General features: G+C 65.8%; 22 protein-coding genes. 10 read left to right on the top strand and 12 right to left on the bottom strand.

Translation table 11 applies throughout. The features are described from left to right. The coding region (locus U1E69_RS02650) for an AzlC family ABC transporter permease (protein ID WP_322242606.1) at positions 1–568 on the top strand (568 nt) is incomplete at its 5' end. Continuing rightward, positions 565–864 carry an AzlD family protein gene (locus tag U1E69_RS02645; RefSeq protein WP_322242604.1) on the top strand — a complete coding sequence of 100 codons (300 nt, stop codon included), beginning with the start codon at positions 565–567 and terminating at the stop codon, positions 862–864. The genes U1E69_RS02650 and U1E69_RS02645, both read left to right, overlap by 4 nt. Positions 865–1,006: 142 nt before the next feature. Here U1E69_RS02645 and U1E69_RS02640 read toward each other — a convergent pair whose 3' ends face one another. The 5 genes from U1E69_RS02640 to U1E69_RS02620 all read right to left on the bottom strand — a co-directional run bounded on the left by U1E69_RS02640 (position 1,007) and on the right by U1E69_RS02620 (position 3,525). Beyond that, complete coding sequence (locus U1E69_RS02640) at positions 1,007–1,561, bottom strand: F0F1 ATP synthase subunit B (protein WP_322242602.1); 555 nt, start codon at positions 1,559–1,561, stop codon at positions 1,007–1,009. Between the two features lie 3 nt (positions 1,562–1,564). Beyond that, the gene (locus tag U1E69_RS02635) at positions 1,565–2,089 is read right to left on the bottom strand and encodes a F0F1 ATP synthase subunit B' (protein WP_322242600.1); all 525 of its coding nucleotides are present in this window, start codon (positions 2,087–2,089) and stop codon (positions 1,565–1,567) included. Positions 2,090–2,158: 69 nt separating this feature from the next. Beyond that, positions 2,159–2,395, bottom strand: a complete 237-nt coding sequence (locus tag U1E69_RS02630; RefSeq protein ID WP_322242598.1) for a F0F1 ATP synthase subunit C — start codon at positions 2,393–2,395, stop codon at positions 2,159–2,161. Positions 2,396–2,440: 45 nt separating this feature from the next. Next, positions 2,441–3,196, bottom strand: coding sequence for a F0F1 ATP synthase subunit A (locus tag U1E69_RS02625; RefSeq protein ID WP_322242596.1), 756 nt, complete (start codon positions 3,194–3,196; stop codon positions 2,441–2,443). Between the two features lie 2 nt (positions 3,197–3,198). After that, positions 3,199–3,525, bottom strand: a complete 327-nt coding sequence (locus U1E69_RS02620; protein WP_322242594.1) for an AtpZ/AtpI family protein — start codon at positions 3,523–3,525, stop codon at positions 3,199–3,201. 193 nt (positions 3,526–3,718) lie between these two features. Between U1E69_RS02620 and U1E69_RS02615 the strand changes: the two genes are divergently transcribed. Then, positions 3,719–4,048 (top strand): metalloregulator ArsR/SmtB family transcription factor, encoded by a 330-nt coding sequence (locus U1E69_RS02615; RefSeq protein WP_322242591.1) that lies wholly within the window; start codon positions 3,719–3,721, stop codon positions 4,046–4,048. Here the strand turns inward: U1E69_RS02615 and U1E69_RS02610 are convergent. The 3 genes from U1E69_RS02610 to U1E69_RS02600 are packed head-to-tail and all read right to left on the bottom strand — an operon-like array spanning position 4,045 to position 5,150. Continuing rightward, the gene (locus tag U1E69_RS02610) at positions 4,045–4,350 is read right to left on the bottom strand and encodes a hypothetical protein (RefSeq protein WP_322242588.1); all 306 of its coding nucleotides are present in this window, start codon (positions 4,348–4,350) and stop codon (positions 4,045–4,047) included. The genes U1E69_RS02615 and U1E69_RS02610 overlap by 4 nt on opposite strands. A gap of 56 nt (positions 4,351–4,406) precedes the next feature. Further along, positions 4,407–4,727: a hypothetical protein gene (locus U1E69_RS02605; RefSeq protein ID WP_322242584.1), complete on the bottom strand. Its 321-nt coding sequence runs from the start codon at positions 4,725–4,727 to the stop codon at positions 4,407–4,409. A 48-nt stretch (positions 4,728–4,775) separates the two neighbouring features. Continuing rightward, positions 4,776–5,150: a hypothetical protein gene (locus U1E69_RS02600; RefSeq protein ID WP_322242581.1), complete on the bottom strand. Its 375-nt coding sequence runs from the start codon at positions 5,148–5,150 to the stop codon at positions 4,776–4,778. Between the two features lie 91 nt (positions 5,151–5,241). On the opposite strand from U1E69_RS02600, the gene U1E69_RS02595 reads away from it, so the two are divergent. After that, positions 5,242–5,982 carry a DeoR/GlpR family DNA-binding transcription regulator gene (locus U1E69_RS02595; RefSeq protein WP_322242579.1) on the top strand — a complete coding sequence of 247 codons (741 nt, stop codon included), beginning with the start codon at positions 5,242–5,244 and terminating at the stop codon, positions 5,980–5,982. 52 nt (positions 5,983–6,034) lie between these two features. On the opposite strand, the gene U1E69_RS02590 is transcribed toward U1E69_RS02595, so the two are convergent. After that, the gene (locus U1E69_RS02590; protein ID WP_322242577.1) at positions 6,035–8,533 is read right to left on the bottom strand and encodes an FAD-dependent oxidoreductase; all 2,499 of its coding nucleotides are present in this window, start codon (positions 8,531–8,533) and stop codon (positions 6,035–6,037) included. Positions 8,534–8,740: 207 nt separating this feature from the next. On the opposite strand from U1E69_RS02590, the gene U1E69_RS02585 reads away from it, so the two are divergent. Together U1E69_RS02585 and speB are read left to right on the top strand one after the other, a co-directional pair. Beyond that, the gene (locus tag U1E69_RS02585) at positions 8,741–10,030 is read left to right on the top strand and encodes a C13 family peptidase (RefSeq protein ID WP_322242575.1); all 1,290 of its coding nucleotides are present in this window, start codon (positions 8,741–8,743) and stop codon (positions 10,028–10,030) included. Positions 10,031–10,170: 140 nt separating this feature from the next. After that, positions 10,171–11,145, top strand: coding sequence for an agmatinase (gene speB / locus U1E69_RS02580; RefSeq protein ID WP_322242573.1), 975 nt, complete (start codon positions 10,171–10,173; stop codon positions 11,143–11,145). On the opposite strand, the gene U1E69_RS02575 is transcribed toward speB, so the two are convergent. After that, positions 11,146–12,114, bottom strand: coding sequence for an AraC family transcriptional regulator (locus U1E69_RS02575; protein WP_322242571.1), 969 nt, complete (start codon positions 12,112–12,114; stop codon positions 11,146–11,148). A gap of 169 nt (positions 12,115–12,283) precedes the next feature. Between U1E69_RS02575 and U1E69_RS02570 the strand changes: the two genes are divergently transcribed. Continuing rightward, positions 12,284–13,051 (top strand): SDR family oxidoreductase, encoded by a 768-nt coding sequence (locus U1E69_RS02570; protein ID WP_322242569.1) that lies wholly within the window; start codon positions 12,284–12,286, stop codon positions 13,049–13,051. Between the two features lie 15 nt (positions 13,052–13,066). After that, positions 13,067–14,578, top strand: coding sequence for an NAD(P)/FAD-dependent oxidoreductase (locus U1E69_RS02565; RefSeq protein ID WP_322242567.1), 1,512 nt, complete (start codon positions 13,067–13,069; stop codon positions 14,576–14,578). A gap of 136 nt (positions 14,579–14,714) precedes the next feature. Here U1E69_RS02565 and U1E69_RS02560 read toward each other — a convergent pair whose 3' ends face one another. Continuing rightward, positions 14,715–15,269, bottom strand: a complete 555-nt coding sequence (locus tag U1E69_RS02560; protein WP_322242565.1) for a winged helix DNA-binding protein — start codon at positions 15,267–15,269, stop codon at positions 14,715–14,717. Between the two features lie 115 nt (positions 15,270–15,384). Between U1E69_RS02560 and U1E69_RS02555 the strand changes: the two genes are divergently transcribed. Together U1E69_RS02555 and U1E69_RS02550 are read left to right on the top strand one after the other, a co-directional pair. Beyond that, entirely contained in the window at positions 15,385–16,476 is a 1,092-nt protein-coding gene (locus U1E69_RS02555) for an LLM class flavin-dependent oxidoreductase (protein ID WP_322242563.1), read from the top strand. Between the two features lie 9 nt (positions 16,477–16,485). Further along, entirely contained in the window at positions 16,486–16,980 is a 495-nt protein-coding gene (locus U1E69_RS02550; protein WP_322242561.1) for a flavin reductase family protein, read from the top strand. A 32-nt stretch (positions 16,981–17,012) separates the two neighbouring features. On the opposite strand, the gene U1E69_RS02545 is transcribed toward U1E69_RS02550, so the two are convergent. After that, on the bottom strand, positions 17,013–18,016 hold a 1,004-nt coding region (locus tag U1E69_RS02545), incomplete at its 5' end, for an indolepyruvate oxidoreductase subunit beta family protein (protein ID WP_322242559.1).

Below are 18,016 nucleotides of genomic sequence, written 5' to 3'. Positions count from 1 at the left end.
CCGCGCGGTGGCGACCAGTGCGGCGATCTATTCCGGGTCGGCCCAGCTGGCGGCGGTGAACCTGCTGCAGACCGGCGAGGCGACGCTTTGGGCGCTGTTCGCGGCGATCCTGGTGATCAACGCGCGCTATCTTCTGTTCGGGGCGACATTGCAGCCGTGGCTCTGGCAGGCTGGGCCGCTGCGGGCCTATGGCAGCCTCCTTCTGCTCGGCGATGCCAACTGGCTGATGACGATGCGGGCCATCCGGGCGGGAGAGGGGGACCGGGCCTATCTGGCGGGGACCGGGGCGCCGATTGCCGTCGGCTGGTTGACCGGCACGGCGCTTGGGGCGGCGGCGGTCGGCGTGCTTCCCCGGCCCGAGACTTTGGGCTTTGATCTGATGCTCGCCTGCTTTGCGGCGGCGATGATGACGGCGATGACGAAGACGCGGGCGGACCTGTTGCCGGTGTTGGTGGGTGGCGGGACGGCGTTGGGAATATTCCACGTGATGGGTCCCGCCGCCGCAATCATCGGGGCGGGCCTGGCCGGGGCAGCCGTTGCGGCCCTGGTCCACCGGGAGGCTGCATGACCGACAGCTTTCCGCTTTTGCTGGCGGCAATGGCGGCGGCGGCCTTCCTCTGCCGGGTCGCGGGGTTCACGCTGATGCGGTTCGTGCCGGTCTCGCCCCGGGTGGAGGCGGCGCTGCGAGCGACGCCCCTTGCGGTGATGGCGGGGATCACCGCGCTGGCGGTGCAGGCGGGGGGGCTGGCCGAGGGGCTGGCGCTGGCCTCGGTCGTCGGACTGACTCTGGTCTTGCGCAGCGACGTGGCGGCGGCCTTGCTGGGGGTCGTGGTGGTGGCTGGGCTGCGCTGGGCGGGGCTTTGAACGACTGCTCCTCGTGCGCCTTCGGCTTCTCGTCGCGGGAGGCAGCGAGGAGTGCACGAAAAGTGCTCGACGAGCGATGCCACAAAGCAAAACCGGCGGCCCATTGCAGGACCGCCGGCTTGCAGTTCCTGACCGGAGCGGGTCAGTGCAGCCGGGCTTCGACCTGCGCAATGGCGTCGTCGATGGACGAGGACGCAGCTTCGGCAGTCATCTGCTTGGACAGCACCTCACCCGCGGCAGCGATGGCCACCGAGATGGCCTGCTCGCGCACCTGGCGGATCGCGCCAGCTTCGGCAGAAGCGATCTGTTCGGTCGCCGAGGCCAGGCGGCGGGCAATCGAGGCCTTGAGGTCCTCTTTCGCCTGAGCCGCGGCGGCCATTGCCTCATCCTTGGCTTGCGCCACGATGCGGTCGGCCTGTTCCTGGACTTCCTTCTGCCGACGCTCATAGGTCGCCAGGATCGCCTTGGCTTCCTCGCGCAGGGCGCGGGCCTCGTCGAGGTCGGCCTTGATCGTCGCGGCGCGGGCGTCGAGCATGCCCATGACTTTGGCCGGGACTTTCAGATACACCAGCAGGGCGATGAAGGACAGAAAGCCCAAGAGCACCACGAAGTCGGTGTTCTGCAGCGAGAAGAACGGTTTCGTGGCCGCCATTGCGGGCGAGGCCAGAAGGGCAAGGAGGATGGAGAGCTTCTTCATCGCTTACCCTTTCAGCCGAGCTGCGACGGCAGCCGTCACAGTAGACGCATCCGCCTTGCCACCCAGGGCAGCGACGAGTTCGCCGGCCACGTCGCGTGCCACTTCGGACACCGCGGCTGCGGCACCGTCGCGGATCGCAGCGATGGTCTTTTCCGATTCCGCAGCCTTGGCAGCGATCTCGACGTCGGCCTTCGCGGTGGCGGCGTCGAGGTCCTTCTGGATCTCGGCCTTGGCCTGGGCGACAATCTTTGCGGCCTCGGTGCGCGCGGTCGCCAGCGCGTCGTTATAGGCTTTTTCGGCGGCCACGGCCCTTTGCTTCAGCTCTTCGGCTGCGGCAAGGTCGTTGGTGATCGTGCTTTTCCGATCCGCCAGCACCGCGCCAATGCGCGGGAGGGCGATCTTCGACAGCACGAAGTAGATCACGACCAGCGTGACCAGAAGCCAGAAGATCTGGTTCGGCCAGGTCGAGATATCAAGCTGGGGCATGCCCACAGCCTTTCCCGCCTCGCCCGTTGCTTCGGTTGCCATGTCGTCTCTCCTAAACCTTTGGAACCAGGGCCAGCCTTACGGGCTGGCCCGGAAGTCAGGTTCGAAAGATCAGACGGCGAACATCAGCAGGAGCGCGATCAGGAACGAGAAGATCCCAAGCGCTTCGGCGAAGGCGATGCCGACGAAGAAGTTGGCGGTCTGCGACGGGGCAGCCGACGGGTTGCGCAGGGCACCGGCAAGGAAGTTGCCGGCGATGTTGCCCACGCCGATCCCGGCGCCGCCAAGACCGATGGCAGCCAGACCGGCGCCGATGTATTTGCCCATGAGAGCGAGTTCGCCTTCCATGATGTATCTCCTGTGAAGGTAAGGGTTTTCGTTGCGGTTCAGACCTTAGTGGTGCGCTTCGCCGACGGCGTCACGCAGGTACACGCAGGTCAGGATGGTAAAGACGTAGGCCTGCACGGCGGCCACAAGCACTTCCAACCCGTACATGGCCACGATTGCAAAGATCGGCACCACCGAGGCGACGCCCAGGGCACCGGCAAAGCCCGCGAAGACCTTGATCACGGCATGGCCGGCCAGAAGGTTGCCGCCAAGACGGACAGAGTGCGAGACCGGGCGCACGAAGTAGGACACGACTTCGATCACGGCAAGGACCGGTCGCAGGGCCAGCGGGGCCGAGGACACCCAGAACATTGCCAGAAAGCCGAAGCCCTTGCGGTACAGGCCGATCAGCGTGACGCTGAGGAAGACCAGCATCGCCAGGACAATGGTCACCGCGATGTGCGACGTGGTGGTGAAGGACATCGGGATCAGACCCAGCATGTTCGACAGAAAGACGAACATGAACAGGGTCATGATGTAGGGAAAGTATTTCAGACCTTCATGGCCCGCGACATCCTCGACCATCTTGTGCACGAAGCCGTAGAACATCTCGGCCACGGACTGACCGCGCGACGGCACGATCGCGCGGCGACGGGTGGACAGGACCAGAAGCGCCACCGTCGCCAGCACGGCAATCGCCATCCACAGCGTGACGTTGGTGGGCGTATACCAGTAGATGGGACCGTCACCGAACAGCGGCTTGACCAGAAACTGATCCATCGGATGGATCTGCAGGCCGCTGCCGTGTTCTTCCGTCGCCATCGTCAGTCCCCTTCTTTCGCGGCCTTGTCTGCCGCGTCCTTTGCCAGATGCTGCGCCGAGCCGAGCATCGTCTTCACGCCCGCAGCGAAGCCGAAGAGCGAGAAGATCACCAGGAAGATCGGCAAGGTGCCAAACAGCACATCCAGCCCGTAACCGATGGCCAACCCGAGAGACATCCCGGTCACCAGCTCGATCACCATCCTCCAGGCCACCTCGCCCTGCGAGAAACCCTTGACCGTGTTGGTCCGCTCTGGCTCGACCTTTCCCTTGACCTGCTGCAGCCGCTTTTCCAGCGCCTTCAGACGGTCGGGATCGGGTTCGGACGCCATTGGCAAAGTCCTTTCACGGTCGCCGCGGTTCTACGGACCGGGGTGGGCAGAGTCAAGCAGGCAGATCGTTCAGTAAGGCTTTGAAAGTAAGCGATTTTGTGCGGGGTCAGATGCCCCTGCGGCAGGAAGCCGGCCGGATTTCATATTCAACCCGACGGTTGACGATTGCCGACGCGCGACGGATAACCCCGGCATGGACAATCGCCTTGACGCCGTCTTTGCCGCTTTGGCCGACCCGACGCGGCGGGCGATCCTGTCCATGCTGCTTGAGGACGACATGGCGGTGACGGACGTGGCCGAGCCCTTTGCGATGAGCCTGGCCGCGATTTCCAAGCATCTGGCCGTGCTGTCCGAGGCGGGCCTTATCAGCCGCGAAAAGCGCGGGCGGGTGATCTGGTGCAAGCTGGAACCCGAGGCGATGCGCGAAGCGACAGTCTGGATGCGTGCCTTCGGGCAGGTCGATCCCCTGGACCTTGACGCGTTCGAGCGGTTCCTGAAGCAGGAACTGGCAGAGGAGGACTAAGGCCGTCGCCGGCGTCGGAGCCAGCGTTGCGTCGCCCGACGGGACCGGATGATCGCGGTCGAGATCGGTCCGCGCAGATGCGGCAGGTCGACAGCAAGCAGAAGCAGGCCCGCAGGCAGCATCCACAGGCCCAGGACCGGCAGGAACCAGAAGAGACCGCCGATGGTCAGCAGGATGGCCAGCGGCAGGCGAACCGGAAGCCAGCTCCTGCGCCGCAGGTGCGCCAGTGGCGCGCGCAAGGGCGGGACCAGGCGCTCCAGTGCCTGGAACTGCCGGTGAAACCTGCGCTCGCGCCGAGACATGCGGGGACCCTCTGCGCGCAGCTTAGGCGGCCCTCATGACATCGGTGCGACAGTTGCTAGCGTCGCCGGGCGCGCCAGCGGTTTGCCAGCATCCGCGCCTTGCGGCGGCTGCGGATGATGAAGACCGAGATCGGCCCCCGCAAGATCGGCAGGTCGACGGCCAGCAGCAGCAGTCCAAGCGGCAGCATCCAGATGCCAAGGACTGGCAGGAACGAGAAGACTCCTCCGGCGATCAGCAGCAGTGCAACGGGGAAGCGGATCGGAAACCAGCTATCCTGGCGCAGCGTGGACATCGGGCGACGCAGGGCCGGGACGAGACGCTCCAGCGCCTCGAACTGTCGTTGGAACCTGCGCTCCCGTCTTTGTTTGGCAGCCATTGCGCTAAGATGGAGGTCGGGGGGCATGGCTTCAAGACAGGAGCCACCTTAACCCGCGCTTGCGGTGGGAATCTGGTCAAGGTCCGTCCAGACCGGGATGCCGCGCTCCCGTGCGATCCGGACATCGTTGTCGGCCCCTGTCGAAGCGCCCGGCAAGCGGAGGACGCCGTCGCACTTGGCCAGCAGGCGATGCGCGGTCGGGTGCATCACCGCGTCATAGGCGGCACTTCCGGGTGCGCCGCCCCCCGCCACCCGCAGGATGGGCAATGCCGCCCATTCCCCGATCATCGGGACGTGGCCTTTCTGGAAGATCGGCCAGGCGGTGGCCTCCAGCCTTGCCAAGTTTGCGGCCATCTTTGTCGGGTCGTCCCCGGTCCCTGAGCGATAGGGTCCGGCAATCAGGATCATCATGGGTGTGGTCAACTGCGTCGTCCTTCATGAATATTCGGGAAATGCTTGGCAGTATTCTCTGATGCGTGCAACATCGTGCAGTAACGTGTAAAATCGGGCAAACATGCTGACATCGGAACGAAAGACATGGCTGCTTGACCGACTGAAACGCGACGGGCGGCTGGTCGCTGCGAACCTCGCGGGCGAGCTTTCGGTGTCGGAAGACACGTTGCGCCGCGACCTGCGCGATCTGGCGGCAGAGGGGCGGTTGATCCGCGTGCATGGCGGGGCGCTGCCGGCGTCGCCGACGCATCGGCCTTTGGCGCATCGGTCAGGGATGCAGGCCGAGGCGAAAGCGCGGTTGGGGCGTGCCGGGGCGGGACTGATCCGCGAAGGCCAGGTGGTGATCGTCGACGGCGGGACGACGCATCTGGCGCTTGTGGCGGCGCTGCCGGTCGATCTGTCTTGCACCATCGTCACGCACAGCCCGGGAATTGCTGCGGCTTTGGAGCCGTTTGAGCGGGTCGAGGTGGTGCTGTTCGGGGGACGGCTTTACCGACACTCGATGGTGGCGATGGGGGCCGGGGTGGTCGAAGGCTATGCGCGCCTGCGTGCGGACCTGTGCTTTCTGGGGGTAACGGGGGTGCAGGCCGACGCGGGGTTGACCACGGGCGATGCCGAGGAGGCGGCGCTGAAGCGGGTGATGGTCGCTGCGGCCGCCGAGGTGGTGGTGCTGGCCACGCCGGACAAGCTGGGTGCGGTCAGCCCCTGGGGCGTTGAAAGGCTGGACCGGCTGGCACGGCTGGTCACTGTGGGCGACAGGCCGGACTGGCTGCCGCCGGGTGTGGAGCATCTGGCTGGGTGAGCCAAATTCCTTAAGCAAAGAATTTGTCAAATTTCTTGAGTAAGAAATTTGGTTACCCGTCGATGCGGATGCGCGCGTTTGAGGGATCGAAGGGGCTGTCTTCGGTGACGACCGCGTCCCATTCCTTCAGCTGGATTTTCACCTTCAGCTTCTGGCCCGGTTCCGCCAGTGCAGCGGGCACGTAGCCCATGCCGATCTGCTTGCCGAAGGCCACGGAATAGCCACCCGAAGTCAGGCGGCCGACCTTGATGCCGTCATGGATCAGCGCCTCCTTGCCCCACGGATCGGCGTCCTCCGGCCCGTCGATCAACAGGGTGACGCATTTCGACCGGATGCCGGTTGCCAGCATCTTCTCCTTGCCGCGGAAATCCTTGGTCAGGTCGACGAAACGGTCGAGTGCAGCCTCCAGCGGGGTCGCGTCGCGACCCAGTTCGTTGCCGAAGGCGCGGTAGGATTTCTCCTGACGCAGCCAGTTCTGCGCGCGGGCGCCGACGGGTTTCAGGCCGTGCTTTTCGCCCGCCTTCAGGAGGAGGTCCCAGAGGTAGCGGCCGAATTCGATGGGGTAGTGGAGTTCCCAGCCAAGTTCCCCCGTGTAGGCGACGCGGATCGCGCGGACGGGGCACATGCCGAGTTCGATGTCGCGGTAGCTGAGCCACGGGAAGCGCTTGTTGGACAGGACGGTGTCGGGGTCGGCGTCCTTGACGATGTCTTTCAGAAGCGCGCGGGCGTTGGGGCCGGCAAGGGCGTAGACTCCCCATTGGGTGGTGATGTCGTGGATGTCGATGTGGCCGTGGCCGGAAGCCATCCAGTCATCGGCGGCTTTCTGCAGGAAATCATAGTCATAGGCCGTCCAGGCGCCTGCCGAGATCAGGTAGTATTCGTCCTGTTTCAGGCGAACGATGGTGTATTCGGTCCGCGTCGTGCCGTGGTCGGTCAGGGCGTAGGTCAGGTTGATCCGGCCCACGTTCGGGAGTTTGTTGCAGGTGAAGTGATCGAGGAACGCCGTCGCCCCCGGCCCGCGCACGAGGTGCTTGGTGAAGGCCGAGGCGTCGATGATGCCGACGGTGTTGCGGACGGCCTCGGCTTCGGCCTTGGCGTATTGCCACCAGTCACCGCGCCGGAAGCTGCGGGAGTTGTGGTCGAAGTCGGCGGGCGCGTCTTTCGGCCCGTAGTAGTTGGGCCGTTCCCAGCCGTTCACCTGGCCGAACTGCGCGCCCATCTCCTTTTGGCGGTCATAGGCGGGCGCGGTGCGGAGGGGGCGGCAGGCTTCGCGTTCCTCATCCGGGTGGTGCAGGATGAAGACGTGGTCATAGCACTCTTCGTTCTTGCGGGAGGCGTATTCGGTGGTCATCCAGCCGCCGAAGCGCTTGGGGTCAAGGGAGGCCATGTCGATCTCGGCCTCACCTTGCGTCATCAGCTGGGCGAGGTAGTAGCCGGTGCCGCCCGCGGCGGTGATGCCGAACGAAAAGCCCTCGGCAAGCCACATGTTGCGGAGGCCAGGCGCAGGGCCGACGAGGGGGTTGCCGTCGGGGGTATAGCAGATCGGGCCGTTGTAATCGTCCTTGAGGCCCACGGTTTCCGAGGACGGAATCCGGTGGATGAAGGACATGTATTCCTGCTCGATCCGTTCGAGGTCGAGGGGGAAGAGGTCGGCGCGGAAGCTTTCCGGGACGCCATACTGGAAGCGGGCGGGGGCGCCCTTTTCGTAGGGGCCAAGGATCCAGCCGCCGCGTTCTTCGCGGACGTACCATTTGGCGTCGGCGTCGCGGAGGACCGGGTGCTGGGGATTGGTCTTCCGCCATTCGACCAACGCCGGATCGGGTTCGGTCACGATGTACTGGTGTTCGACGACGACAGCGGGGGTCTTGATGCCGAGGAGTTTCGCGGTCCGCTGGGCGTGGTTGCCGGTGGCGGTGACGACGTGTTCGGCGGTGATCTCAAAACGGTCGTCGGTGGCGACGAGCATGCCGCCCTTTTCCTCAAGCCTTGTGCAGGAGACGATCCATTCGCTGCCGGTCCAGCGGTAGCCGTCGACTTGAATCTTGCGCTCGATCGTCGCGCCCAACTGCCGTGCGCCCTTGGCCATCGCCTGTGTCACGTCGGCCGGGTTGATGTACCCGTCCTGCGGGTGATACAGCGCGCCGATCATGTCTTCGGTGCGGACCAGCGGCCAGCGGTCCTTGATCTCGTTCGGTTTCAGGAATTCGTGGTAGACCCCAGCGGTTTCCGCGACGGAGGAATACAGCATGTATTCGTCCATCCGCTGCTGATGCTGCGCCATCCGCAGGTTGCCGACGACGTAGAAGCCGGGGTTCAGGCCCGTCTCCGCCTCCAGCCCCTTGTAGAAATCGACGCTGTATTTGTGGATGTGGGTGGTCGCGTAGCTCATGTTGAACAGGGGCAACAGACCAGCGGCATGCCAGGTGGAGCCCGCGGTCAACTCGTCGCGTTCGACCAGCATCGTGTCCCATCCGGCCTTGGCCAGATGATAGGCGATCCCGGTGCCGACTGCGCCGCCGCCGACGACGAGGGCCTTGACGTGGGTTTTCATGGAACGGACTCCCGCAATAGGTTTGCCCCTATCTGCCAGAGCGGGGGGAATGCGGGCAAGTCCACCCGACCTTTGGCGTCAGAAAACGACATGCTGTCGGTATTGACCCGACGCGGCGCGGTGCCGGACTGGATGCCACAGCCAAAAGCAAGGGCTTTCCACGGCTTTGCCGTAGTGTTGCCCGTTTCCTGGATTTGAACACGGCCTATGGAATCGACAGAATCGTTCACGGTTGAGCATCCGAAACCCGCCCGCCCCGCCCTGGTGGCCTTGGCTGCAATTGTCCTGTCCTGGCTGGCCGAGATTGCGGCTCAGATGGACTACTTCGGCCCGGGGGGCGAGATCTCGCTTTGGGGCGTGCAGACGGCGGTTGCGCAAAGCGCGGTGATCGTTGCGGGGCTGGTGGTCGCGCTGGCGCTGGTCGGGCGGATGGACCTTCTGACGCGCGCCGTCACGCTGCTGTTCCTGCTGATGGCGGTGTTGAACCTGGCGCTTTGGACGCTGTATCGCGAAGCGCCGCAGCTTTACGCGACCGAGACGGGGGTCAGCCTGATCCGCGCGCTGTCGCATTTGGTGCAGATCGGGCTTCTGGTCTGGCTACTGCGTGCGCCCCTGCGGCAGTGGCTGCGGGCGGGACTGGTGATGGCGGTGGTCTTCCTGGGGACGAAGGAGATCGTCCTGCGCTGGTTCAGCGTGGATGAGCTTTACGTTTTCCCCGACGCCGAATGGGCCGAGGACTACACTCCGGTCGACGTCGAGGCGCTGTATGATGCGCAAGACCGGCTGATGGGCGAACAGGTGGCAGCGCTGGCCCCGCAGACCCCGGGCGTGACCGAGGTCTTTGCGCTGGCCCTGGGCGGGACGGCGGACCAGTCGGTGTTCCTGACCGAGGTTGACAGCGTCGCAGGCATTCTGGATGCGCAATATGGCTCTGGTCCGCGGACCTTGCGGCTGGCCAACAGCCACGACCATCCGACGCGCTATCCGATGGCGAACCGGGCGAACCTGGCGCGCGCGCTGAAGGAAATCGGGGCGCGGCAGGGCGAGGAAGACCTGGCTATCCTGTTCCTGACCTCGCACGGGAAAGAGGACATCTTCTCGCTGGACTTTGCCGAGGCGGGGACAACGGACCTGACGGCGGCAGAGTTCAAGGCGATGCTGGCGGACGGTGGGATCGGTCCGGCGATGATCGTGGTCTCGGCCTGTTTTTCAGGGTCGTTCATCGACGACATCCAGGCGCCCGACCGGCTGGTGATCACGGCTGCGCGCGAGGACCGGACCTCGTTCGGGTGCCGCGACGGGGCAGAATGGACAGAGTTCGGCGAGTCGTTCTTCGACAAGGCGCTGCGGGCGGACCCCGACCCGCGCAGGGCCTTCCCGGTGGCGGCCGAAGACGTGGCGCGGAAAGAGGTGGCGGATGAGCTGACGCCCAGCCTGCCACAGATCAGCGAGGGCGCCGAGATCGGCGCGGTGCTGGACCGGGTCCTGGCGCGCTGAACGGGGCCGCTCGTCGATGACTTCGTCACTCCTCGCTTGGGCGCGCTGCCGACGAGGAGACGAAGTCGAACGAGGAGGGGTCCCTTGCCGTTCCGGCGGTTCTGCGCAAGTTTGGTGCGGATCATGAGGAGCGCCACAGAATGACCCGTTTCAACCAACCCCTCGGCGGCAATGAGATGCCGCGCTTTGGCGGACCGGCGACGATGATGCGGCTGCCTGCGGCGACTTCGGCCAAGGGGCTGGATGCGGCGTTCATCGGAATTCCGATGGACCACGGGACCAGCAATCGCCCCGGCACGCGGCTGGGCCCCAGGGCGATCCGGGACGAAAGCCGGATGATCCGGCCCTACAACATGGCGACGGGTGCTGCCCCCTTCGAGCATCTGCAGGTCGCCGACCTTGGGGACGTTCCGATCAACACCTTCGATCTGAAGAAGACCGTAGACATCATCACCGCGCATTACCGGGGCGTGCTGGCCGAAGGGGTGATCCCCCTTACGCTGGGCGGCGACCACACGCTGACCTGGCCGATCCTGCGCGCGATCAAGGAACGCCACGGCCCCGTGGCGCTGGTCCACATCGACGCCCATGCAGACATCAACGACACCATGTTCGGCGAGAAGGTCGCCCACGGCTGCCCGTTCCGCCGCGCCTGGGAGGACGGCTGTCTGATCAATGACAAGGTCTTCCAGATCGGGTTGCGTGCGACGGGCTATGCGGCCGATGATTTCAACTGGGGCCGCGACAAGGGCTGGACGGTGGTGCAGGCCGAGGAGTGCTGGCACAAATCCCTGACCCCCTTGATGCAGATCGTGCGGGACCGGATCGGCGATGCCCCGGTCTACCTCAGCTATGACATCGACAGCCTGGATTCCGCCTTTGCGCCGGGCACGGGCACCGTGGAACCCGGTGGCCTGACCACCTGGCAGGGGCTGGAGATCATCCGGGGCTGCGCCGGGCTGAACCTGGTGGGCTGCGACCTTGTCGAAGTCTCGCCGCCCTATGATCCGTCGGGCAACACCGCGCTGATCGCGGCGAACTACCTATACGAGATGCTGTGCGTCCTGCCCGGCGTGCCGCAGAACCCGTCGCGGTTTTCGGGGCTGACCTTCTAGTCACCCCTTCAGCGTGTCGCGGGGCGAAAGACCGTAACGCGCGCGGTACAGCTCGGCAAAGCGGCCGAAATGGGTGAAACCCCAGCGCAGCGCAATCTCGGTGACGCGGGTGCCGAGCGGGGCGGCCAGAAGGTCGGCGTGGACCCGTGCCAGCCGCGCCTCGCGCCAGAAACCCAGCGGCGTGGCGCCGCGGTGTTTGCGGAAGGCCAGTTGCAGCCCGCGGGGCGAGATGCCGGCGACCTGTGCCACGTCCTCCAGCGTGATCTGCTGGTCCAGATGCGCCTCGATGAAGCTTTCGGCCAGCCGCAAGTGGCGGGGCCGAGGTGCAGCGCGGCTGCGGGCAAGCTGCGCCTGATGGTCCTGCTGCGCTTCCAGAAGCCCGGACAGAAGCGTGCTTTCGATCTGCCGCGCCATCAGGCCCGGCCCGATCGGCGGCTGACCGGCATCGGCCTCGGCCACCAGCCACATCACCAGCCGCCGCAGCGCCGCGCCGGGGCCAGTGGCGATGTCCAAGGGCCCGTCAAAGGTCAGCGGCCGGTCCGACGGCCCGCCAAGCTGTGCCGCCAGATGGTCCTGCATCGCGCGGCGCGAGATCTGCACCAGAACCTGCCGGGTGCCTTCCTCCCAGGTCATCCGGGTGGGCAGGTGTGGGTTCAGGATCGCCGCGCGGTCGGGGGTGGAAAGGTAGGTGGCGCGCCCGTTGGTGATCTCGGCCCCGCCATCCAGGGGGATCTGCAAGAGGTAGAAGTTCCCCAGCTCGCCCGGCGCAATCAGGGTCTTCGCCCCGTATTCGATGTAGTTCAGCGACAGGCGTTCGCCCGGCAGATGGTGGTGGCAGGCATCAAAGAGGTTGCGCGCGCCCAGCGTCTCCAGCCGGTGCGGGCAGAAGACGGCAGCGACCCGTTCCCGCGCCTCGTCCAGGTCGCGGGACTGAAAGAGCGTGTGGTTGCGCAGCAGCGGTCTAGTCATCCGGCGGCCCCTGGCTTTCGGGGTCAAGGCTAACACGCCCTGCGGCAATCCGGCGCGGGCGACCGTCGATTTTTTCGTTTTCCGGATACTGCGCGCGCGGGGCGGATAGACCTCTGCGCCCGGTCGTCCAGAATTCCTTCAAATTCAAAGAAAAGCCGGAGGGAAGACAATGCGCGGATTGGGCGGGAAGGTGGCCATCGTGCCGGGCGGCTGCACCAAGATCGGGCGCGCGGTGGTCGATGCCTTCGTGGCAGAGGGCACCAGGGTCATGGTGGCCGACATCGCCGAGGGCGGGGGATTCGCGGACGGAGTGGGTTTCCAGCATTGCGACCTGCGCGACGACGCCCAGATCGCGGCGCTGGTGCAGGCGACGAAGGACCGCTTCGGCCGGATCGACTTTCTGGTCAATGTGGCCTGTTCCTATCTGGACAACGGCGCGGCCTCGACCAGGGCGGAGTGGCTGGAGAGCCTGGATGTGAACGTCGTGGGCTCGGTCATGCTGATGCAGGCGGCGGAGGCGGAGCTGGCGAAGACCCGGGGGGCCATTGTCAACTTTGGCTCGATCTCGTCCCGCGTGGCGCAGACGGGGCGCTGGCTTTACCCGGTGTCCAAGGCCGCGATCCTGCAGCTGACGCGCAATCAGGCGATGGACCTGGCACCGAAGGGCATCAGGGTGAACGCGGTCAGCCCCGGCTGGACCTGGTCCAACATCATGGACCAGCTGACCAACGGCAACCGCTCCAAGACCGACAGCGTGGCGGCACCCTTCCACCTTCTGGGTCGGGTGGCGAACCCCGAAGAGGTCGCTTCGGCGGTGCTGTTTCTGTGTTCGGACGAGGCCAGCTTCATCACCGGCACCGATCTTTGCGTCGACGGTGGCTATACCGCGATGGGGCCGGAACAGGCCAAGCCCGCCATTCCCTTGCTGATGTCCTGAACCCGGAGAGACCCCATGAAGATCGCCATCATCGGGGCCGGGTTTGCCGGCCTGACCACCGCCCGTCATCTGCGCGACTTCGGCCATGACGTCACCGTCTTCGAAAAGGTCCACGACGTCGGCGGGGTCTGGAGCACGACGCGGCTCTACCCCGGCGTCAGCACGCAGAATGGCAAGGACACCTACTGCCTGTCCGACTTTCCGATGCCGAAGCCCTATCCCGAATGGCCCTCGGGCCGGCAGGTGCAGGCGTATCTGAACGCCTATGCCGACCAGTTCCGCCTGAAGCCGCTGATCCGGCTGTCTACCCCCGTGACCCATGCCGCGCAGGGCTCGGACGGGCGCTGGACGGTCACCTTCCAGCCCCAGGGTCAGTCGGAACAGTCGGAAAGCTTTGATTTCCTGACCATCTGCAACGGCATCTTCTCGGCCCCCGCCGTGCCCGACTTCCCCGGCGCGGGTGAGTTCAAGGCGGCAGGCGGCACGATCTGCCATTCGTCGGAATTCCTGGACCTGGACCAGGCGCGCGGCAAGCATGTGGTGGTGATCGGCTACGGCAAGTCGTCCTGCGACGTGGCGGTGGGGCTGGTCGAGGCGGCGGCCAGCATGACGGTCGTCGCGCGCGAGCTGATCTGGAAGATGCCCAGGAAACTGGGTGGGGTGCTGAACTACAAGTACCTGTTCCTGACCCGGATGGGCGAGGGGCTGTTCCCCTATATCCGGCTGCAAGGGGTCGAGAAGTTCCTGCACGGTGCGGGCAAGCCGGTGCGCAATTCGATGCTGGGGTCGATGCAGTCGGTCATCACCAAGCAGCTGAAGCTCAAGAAGCTGGGCGCCCTGCCGCGTGGATCGTTCGAGCGGATCGCACGCTCCACCGTCAGTCTGGTCACGGACGGGTTCTTCGACCTGGTGGCAAAGGGCCGCATCGTGATCAAGCGCGACACGGCCATCGACCAGCTGATCGTCGAGGGCGGGCGGCGCTTTGCGCTGCTGAAGACGGGCGAAAAGATCCCGGCCGACATCGTGATCTGCGGCACCGGCTGGCGGCAGGAGGTTCCGTTCCTGGACGCCGATCTGCAGGCCCGGATCATGGACGACCGGGGCAACTTCCGGCTTTACCGCTGCATCCTGCCGACAGGGGTGAAGAACCTGGCGTTCAATGGTTACAACTCGTCCTTCTTCTCGCCCCTGTCGGCCGAGATGGGGGCCTTGTGGATCGCGTCGCTTCTGGGCGGGGCCCTGCCGCTGCCGCCCGAGGCGGAACAGCGCGCCGCCACCGACCGCCGCCTGCGCTGGATGGAGGAGCGGACCGAGGGCAAGCATGCGCGCGGGACCAACATCATCCCCTTTTCGATGCACCAGATCGACGAGCTTCTGGAGGACATGGGGCTGGGGATCGGCCCGGTGCAGCGGTTCATCGAATGGCAGATGCCGGTCAAGCCGGGGCGCTATGCCCGCGTGGCGCGCGATCTGCACCGCCGCCTGGACAAGGCGCCGGGCGCAATGGGCAAGGCGGCGCTTGCCTGATCTGCCCCCTCACCCCGACCCTCTCCCCCGTCGGGGAGAGGGGGCGCGGGACGGTTGGCGAGATGCTTGCGGCTGATGGTCGGGTGCCTCCCTCTCCCCGACGGGGGAGAGGGATGGGGTGAGGGGAAACCCCGTCTCAGCTGCGCCGATGGGTGGCGGCGACGCGCGAGATTTCCTCGTAGATTCCCGACAGCAGGTTCAGCGTCCGCGTCGCTTCGGCCAGCCGGTCGGAAAAGCCGGGGACGGACGCGACCGCCTGAATCAGCAGCCGCCGCCGCACCGCGCCGTAGTCGTCGGTGACGCGGCGGCCTTCGTCGGTCACCTCGTAGGTCACGCCCGACCGCCCCGCGCCCTTGCGCAGGATCAGCCCCGCGCCGATCAGCTTGCGCAAGCTGTACTGGATGTTCGGCACGTCGTCGCGGTTGGTCAGCCGCGCGAGGTCCTTGATCGACTTCGGCCGATCGTTCATCCGGATGATGTGCAAAAGCGCATTCTCCGGGCCCGTCGCGGCCAGATCGCAGACCGAGGCGAGGCATTCCGACTGCCAGCGCCCGAATCCCTCGAACGTGCGCATCAGGGCGAATTCAAGTTCGGTCGTGTCGACCTCGGCCGGGCCCTGGGCCAGATGCCAGTGCCAGTCAAGGCCGCGCGAGGGGCCATCGGTTTGAGGTTGAAGCTTTTTTCCAGTCATCGGTCTTGCCTTTGCATCACCGGAGTCTGGTCACTACGGACCGTTGACGCAAATGGATTTTACGATAGACTTTCAAACATAAAATAACTTCAAAACGACAACAGGGAAGACCGTCATGCCACACCACCCGATGCTCTCGGGCGATCGCTTTCGCTTGGGCACTTTTTCGACCAACTGTTCCTCGGGGATGACCCCGACCAAGGCGCCGGAGCGCTGGGTCAACAGCTGGGACAACAACCTGAAACTCGCGCAGATGCTGGACGAGGCCGGGATCGACTTCATGCTGCCCATCGCCCGCTGGATCGGCTACGGCGGCGAGACCGACTTTCACGGCGGTGTGCTGGAGACGATGACTTGGGCGGCAGGCCTGCTGGCGGCCACGAAGAACATCGCCGTCTTCGCCACCATCCACACCGCCGCCAATCACCCGGTCGTCGTGGCCAAGCAGATGGCGACCATCGACCAGATCGGCCACGGCCGCGCCGGGCTGAACATCGTGGCGGGCTGGAACAAGCCGGAGTATGAGGCGCTGGGCCTGACCCTGCCCGACGACCACGAGACCCGCTATGCCTATGCGCAGGAGTGGTTTGACCTGGTCCGCAAGCTTTGGACCTCGGACGACCATTTCGACTGGGAGGGCAAGTATTTCAAGGCCAAGCGGGTGAAGGGCGACCCGAAGCCGTTGCGGGGGACGGTCCCGATCATCAACGCGGCAGGCTCGCCCCAAGGGCGGGAGTTCGCGACGGACAACGCCAACTTCCTGTTCACCCCGGCCATCGACCTGGACCGGTCGAAGGTTGAAATCGCCGATCTGAAGGCCCAGGCCAAGGCCAAGGGCCGCGATGTGAACGTCCTGACCTTCAGCCACGTCATCTGCCGCCCGACCGAGGCCGAGGCCAAGGCCTATGCCGATTACACGGCGGTCGAGAACGCCGATACCGATGCGGTGGACAACCTGGTGCGGCTGCAGTTCGCCCATGCCCACAGCTTCCCGCACGACCTTCTGGCGCAGATCAAGCACCTCTTTGCGCTGGGCCACGGGGGCTTTCCGCTGATCGGGACCCCGGATCAGGTGGCCGAGGGCATACTGAAGCTGCACGCGACGGGCTTTGCGGGGACGACGCTGTCCTTCGTGGATTATGTCGAAGAGTTCCCCTATTTCCGCGATACTGTGCTGCCGAAGCTGGAAGCTGCCGGGATCAGGTAAGGGAAGACGATGGCCGAAGAACCGACCGGGAAAGAGTTCCGCGCTGCGATGCGGGCCTTTGTGGGCAACTGCAGCATCCTGACCGTGGGCGACGGCGACGAAGCCTCGGGCCTTGTCGTGACTTCGGCCATCTCGCTGTCAGCGGACCCGCCCTTGCTTTTGGCCTGCGTGAACCGCACTGCCTCGGCGCATCCGTTGCTGGTGAAGTACGGGCGCTTCGGCTGGTCGTCGCTTGGGGCCGGGCATCAGGCGGTGGCCGAGCGGTTCTCGGGCTTTGGCGGCGTGAAGGGGGCGGCGCGGTATGAGGGGGCCGAGTGGGAGACCGCCGTCACCGGCGCGCGGATGCTGGTGGGCGCTCCGGCGGCGTTTGACTGCACGGTGGAAGAGATGATCGACCGGGCGACCCATACGATCCTGATCGGGCGGGTTCGGGCAGTGCGGACCACTCCCGGGGCCGGGGCGCTGGTCTACTGGAATGGCGGGTATCGGGCGCTGGCTGAGTAAAGCAGGGGGGCGGGGACGCCCCCTTTTTCGTTTCAGGCGAAGCTGTCGATGGTGCGGATCGCGCCGTCCAGCGCCTTGCCTTCTTCATCCTTGAGCGCGGCCTCGCGCAGGCGTCGGCACCAGTCGGCGGCGTCGTCGCGGGTGGCGATGCGGGCGGTGGCCTCCAGCACGCGGTCGAACTTCGCATAGCCGCGGACGTGGGTGTCGGAGTAGCCCTTGATCAGGCGGCGGCAGCGGATCAGTTCCACCGCAAGGTCGTAGTTGCGGGAGGTCTGGGCCAGAGCGGTCTCCAGCCAGCGCGCCAGATGCGCCTGTTCCTGAGCGTGGCGCAGGGTGCGGCGACGCCAGCCTTTCATCCCGCCAAGGATGTGCAGGGTGACAAAGGCGGGCAGGCTGTCGGTCCGCAACCGGCGGCCCTTGTCGAACCAGCGGGTCAGGCGGGCCATCCATTTCGGGTCGGCCTCGACCTTCGCGCCAAGGCGGGCGGGGAACATGCCGACGATCTCTTCGGCGCGGGGGTGGAAGAATTCGGTCAGGTGCAGGACGTTGGCGTCCTTCACCCGCATTTCCGTGCGGATGCGGTCGAAGCGGCGGGCGCGGGTTTTCAGGTCGGCAACGCGGATGATGTCGTCATAGGCCAGAGCGTTGGCGATGTACTTCGCGGCCTCGCGCGACAGGACCCAACCGTGGGCGGCGTCGTCCCGGGTCATGACCGTGCCGAGGCGGTCGAGATATTCCGCCCCGTAGCGCAGGTCCTGAAAGTCCACGACCTTGCGCAGGCCGGGGAGCGCAAGCTCGGCCACCGGGGCGGGTAGGGCAACCACTCGGGCTGCAAGCCGGTCCCACTCGGCCAAGAGGCGGGCTGGGCCTTGCACCTTCGCTTCGGGCTTCGGCTCCGCGAGGGGTGCCGCGTCGAGTGTCGGGTTCGCCGCGACGTCATAAGCCGCCGCGAAGGCGCGGAGCGAGGCTTCGGTGCCCTTGCCGCCGGCCTTGATCGCGGCCTCGAACGCCTCACGCGGGAAGGGGAGGACGCCGG

Origin of the sequence: Tabrizicola sp. (assembly GCF_034366665.1) — a bacterium.
Lineage (GTDB): Bacteria > Pseudomonadota > Alphaproteobacteria > Rhodobacterales > Rhodobacteraceae > Tabrizicola.
The sequence above is the reverse complement of the archived record's forward strand: the minus strand, read 5'-3'. Positions and strand labels throughout refer to the sequence as shown.

Bases quoted from the DNA above. Each gene is read 5' to 3' on its own strand.
- U1E69_RS02595 (WP_322242579.1), top strand. From the start codon at position 5,242: ATGCTGACATCGGAACGAAAGACATGGCTGCTTGACCGACTGAAACGC.
- U1E69_RS02630 (WP_322242598.1), bottom strand. From the start codon at position 2,395: ATGGAAGGCGAACTCGCTCTCATGGGCAAATACATCGGCGCCGGTCTG.
- U1E69_RS02635 (WP_322242600.1), bottom strand. From the start codon at position 2,089: ATGGCAACCGAAGCAACGGGCGAGGCGGGAAAGGCTGTGGGCATGCCC.
- U1E69_RS02570 (WP_322242569.1), top strand. From the start codon at position 12,284: ATGCGCGGATTGGGCGGGAAGGTGGCCATCGTGCCGGGCGGCTGCACC.
- U1E69_RS02620 (WP_322242594.1), bottom strand. From the start codon at position 3,525: ATGGCGTCCGAACCCGATCCCGACCGTCTGAAGGCGCTGGAAAAGCGG.
- U1E69_RS02590 (WP_322242577.1), bottom strand. From the start codon at position 8,533: ATGAAAACCCACGTCAAGGCCCTCGTCGTCGGCGGCGGCGCAGTCGGC.
- U1E69_RS02645 (WP_322242604.1), top strand. From the start codon at position 565: ATGACCGACAGCTTTCCGCTTTTGCTGGCGGCAATGGCGGCGGCGGCC.
- U1E69_RS02565 (WP_322242567.1), top strand. From the start codon at position 13,067: ATGAAGATCGCCATCATCGGGGCCGGGTTTGCCGGCCTGACCACCGCC.
- U1E69_RS02625 (WP_322242596.1), bottom strand. From the start codon at position 3,196: ATGGCGACGGAAGAACACGGCAGCGGCCTGCAGATCCATCCGATGGAT.
- U1E69_RS02610 (WP_322242588.1), bottom strand. From the start codon at position 4,350: ATGTCTCGGCGCGAGCGCAGGTTTCACCGGCAGTTCCAGGCACTGGAG.
- U1E69_RS02585 (WP_322242575.1), top strand. From the start codon at position 8,741: ATGGAATCGACAGAATCGTTCACGGTTGAGCATCCGAAACCCGCCCGC.
- U1E69_RS02550 (WP_322242561.1), top strand. From the start codon at position 16,486: ATGGCCGAAGAACCGACCGGGAAAGAGTTCCGCGCTGCGATGCGGGCC.
- U1E69_RS02560 (WP_322242565.1), bottom strand. From the start codon at position 15,269: ATGACTGGAAAAAAGCTTCAACCTCAAACCGATGGCCCCTCGCGCGGC.
- U1E69_RS02555 (WP_322242563.1), top strand. From the start codon at position 15,385: ATGCCACACCACCCGATGCTCTCGGGCGATCGCTTTCGCTTGGGCACT.
- U1E69_RS02640 (WP_322242602.1), bottom strand. From the start codon at position 1,561: ATGAAGAAGCTCTCCATCCTCCTTGCCCTTCTGGCCTCGCCCGCAATG.
- speB (WP_322242573.1), top strand. From the start codon at position 10,171: ATGACCCGTTTCAACCAACCCCTCGGCGGCAATGAGATGCCGCGCTTT.
- U1E69_RS02605 (WP_322242584.1), bottom strand. From the start codon at position 4,727: ATGGCTGCCAAACAAAGACGGGAGCGCAGGTTCCAACGACAGTTCGAG.
- U1E69_RS02575 (WP_322242571.1), bottom strand. From the start codon at position 12,114: ATGACTAGACCGCTGCTGCGCAACCACACGCTCTTTCAGTCCCGCGAC.
- U1E69_RS02615 (WP_322242591.1), top strand. From the start codon at position 3,719: ATGGACAATCGCCTTGACGCCGTCTTTGCCGCTTTGGCCGACCCGACG.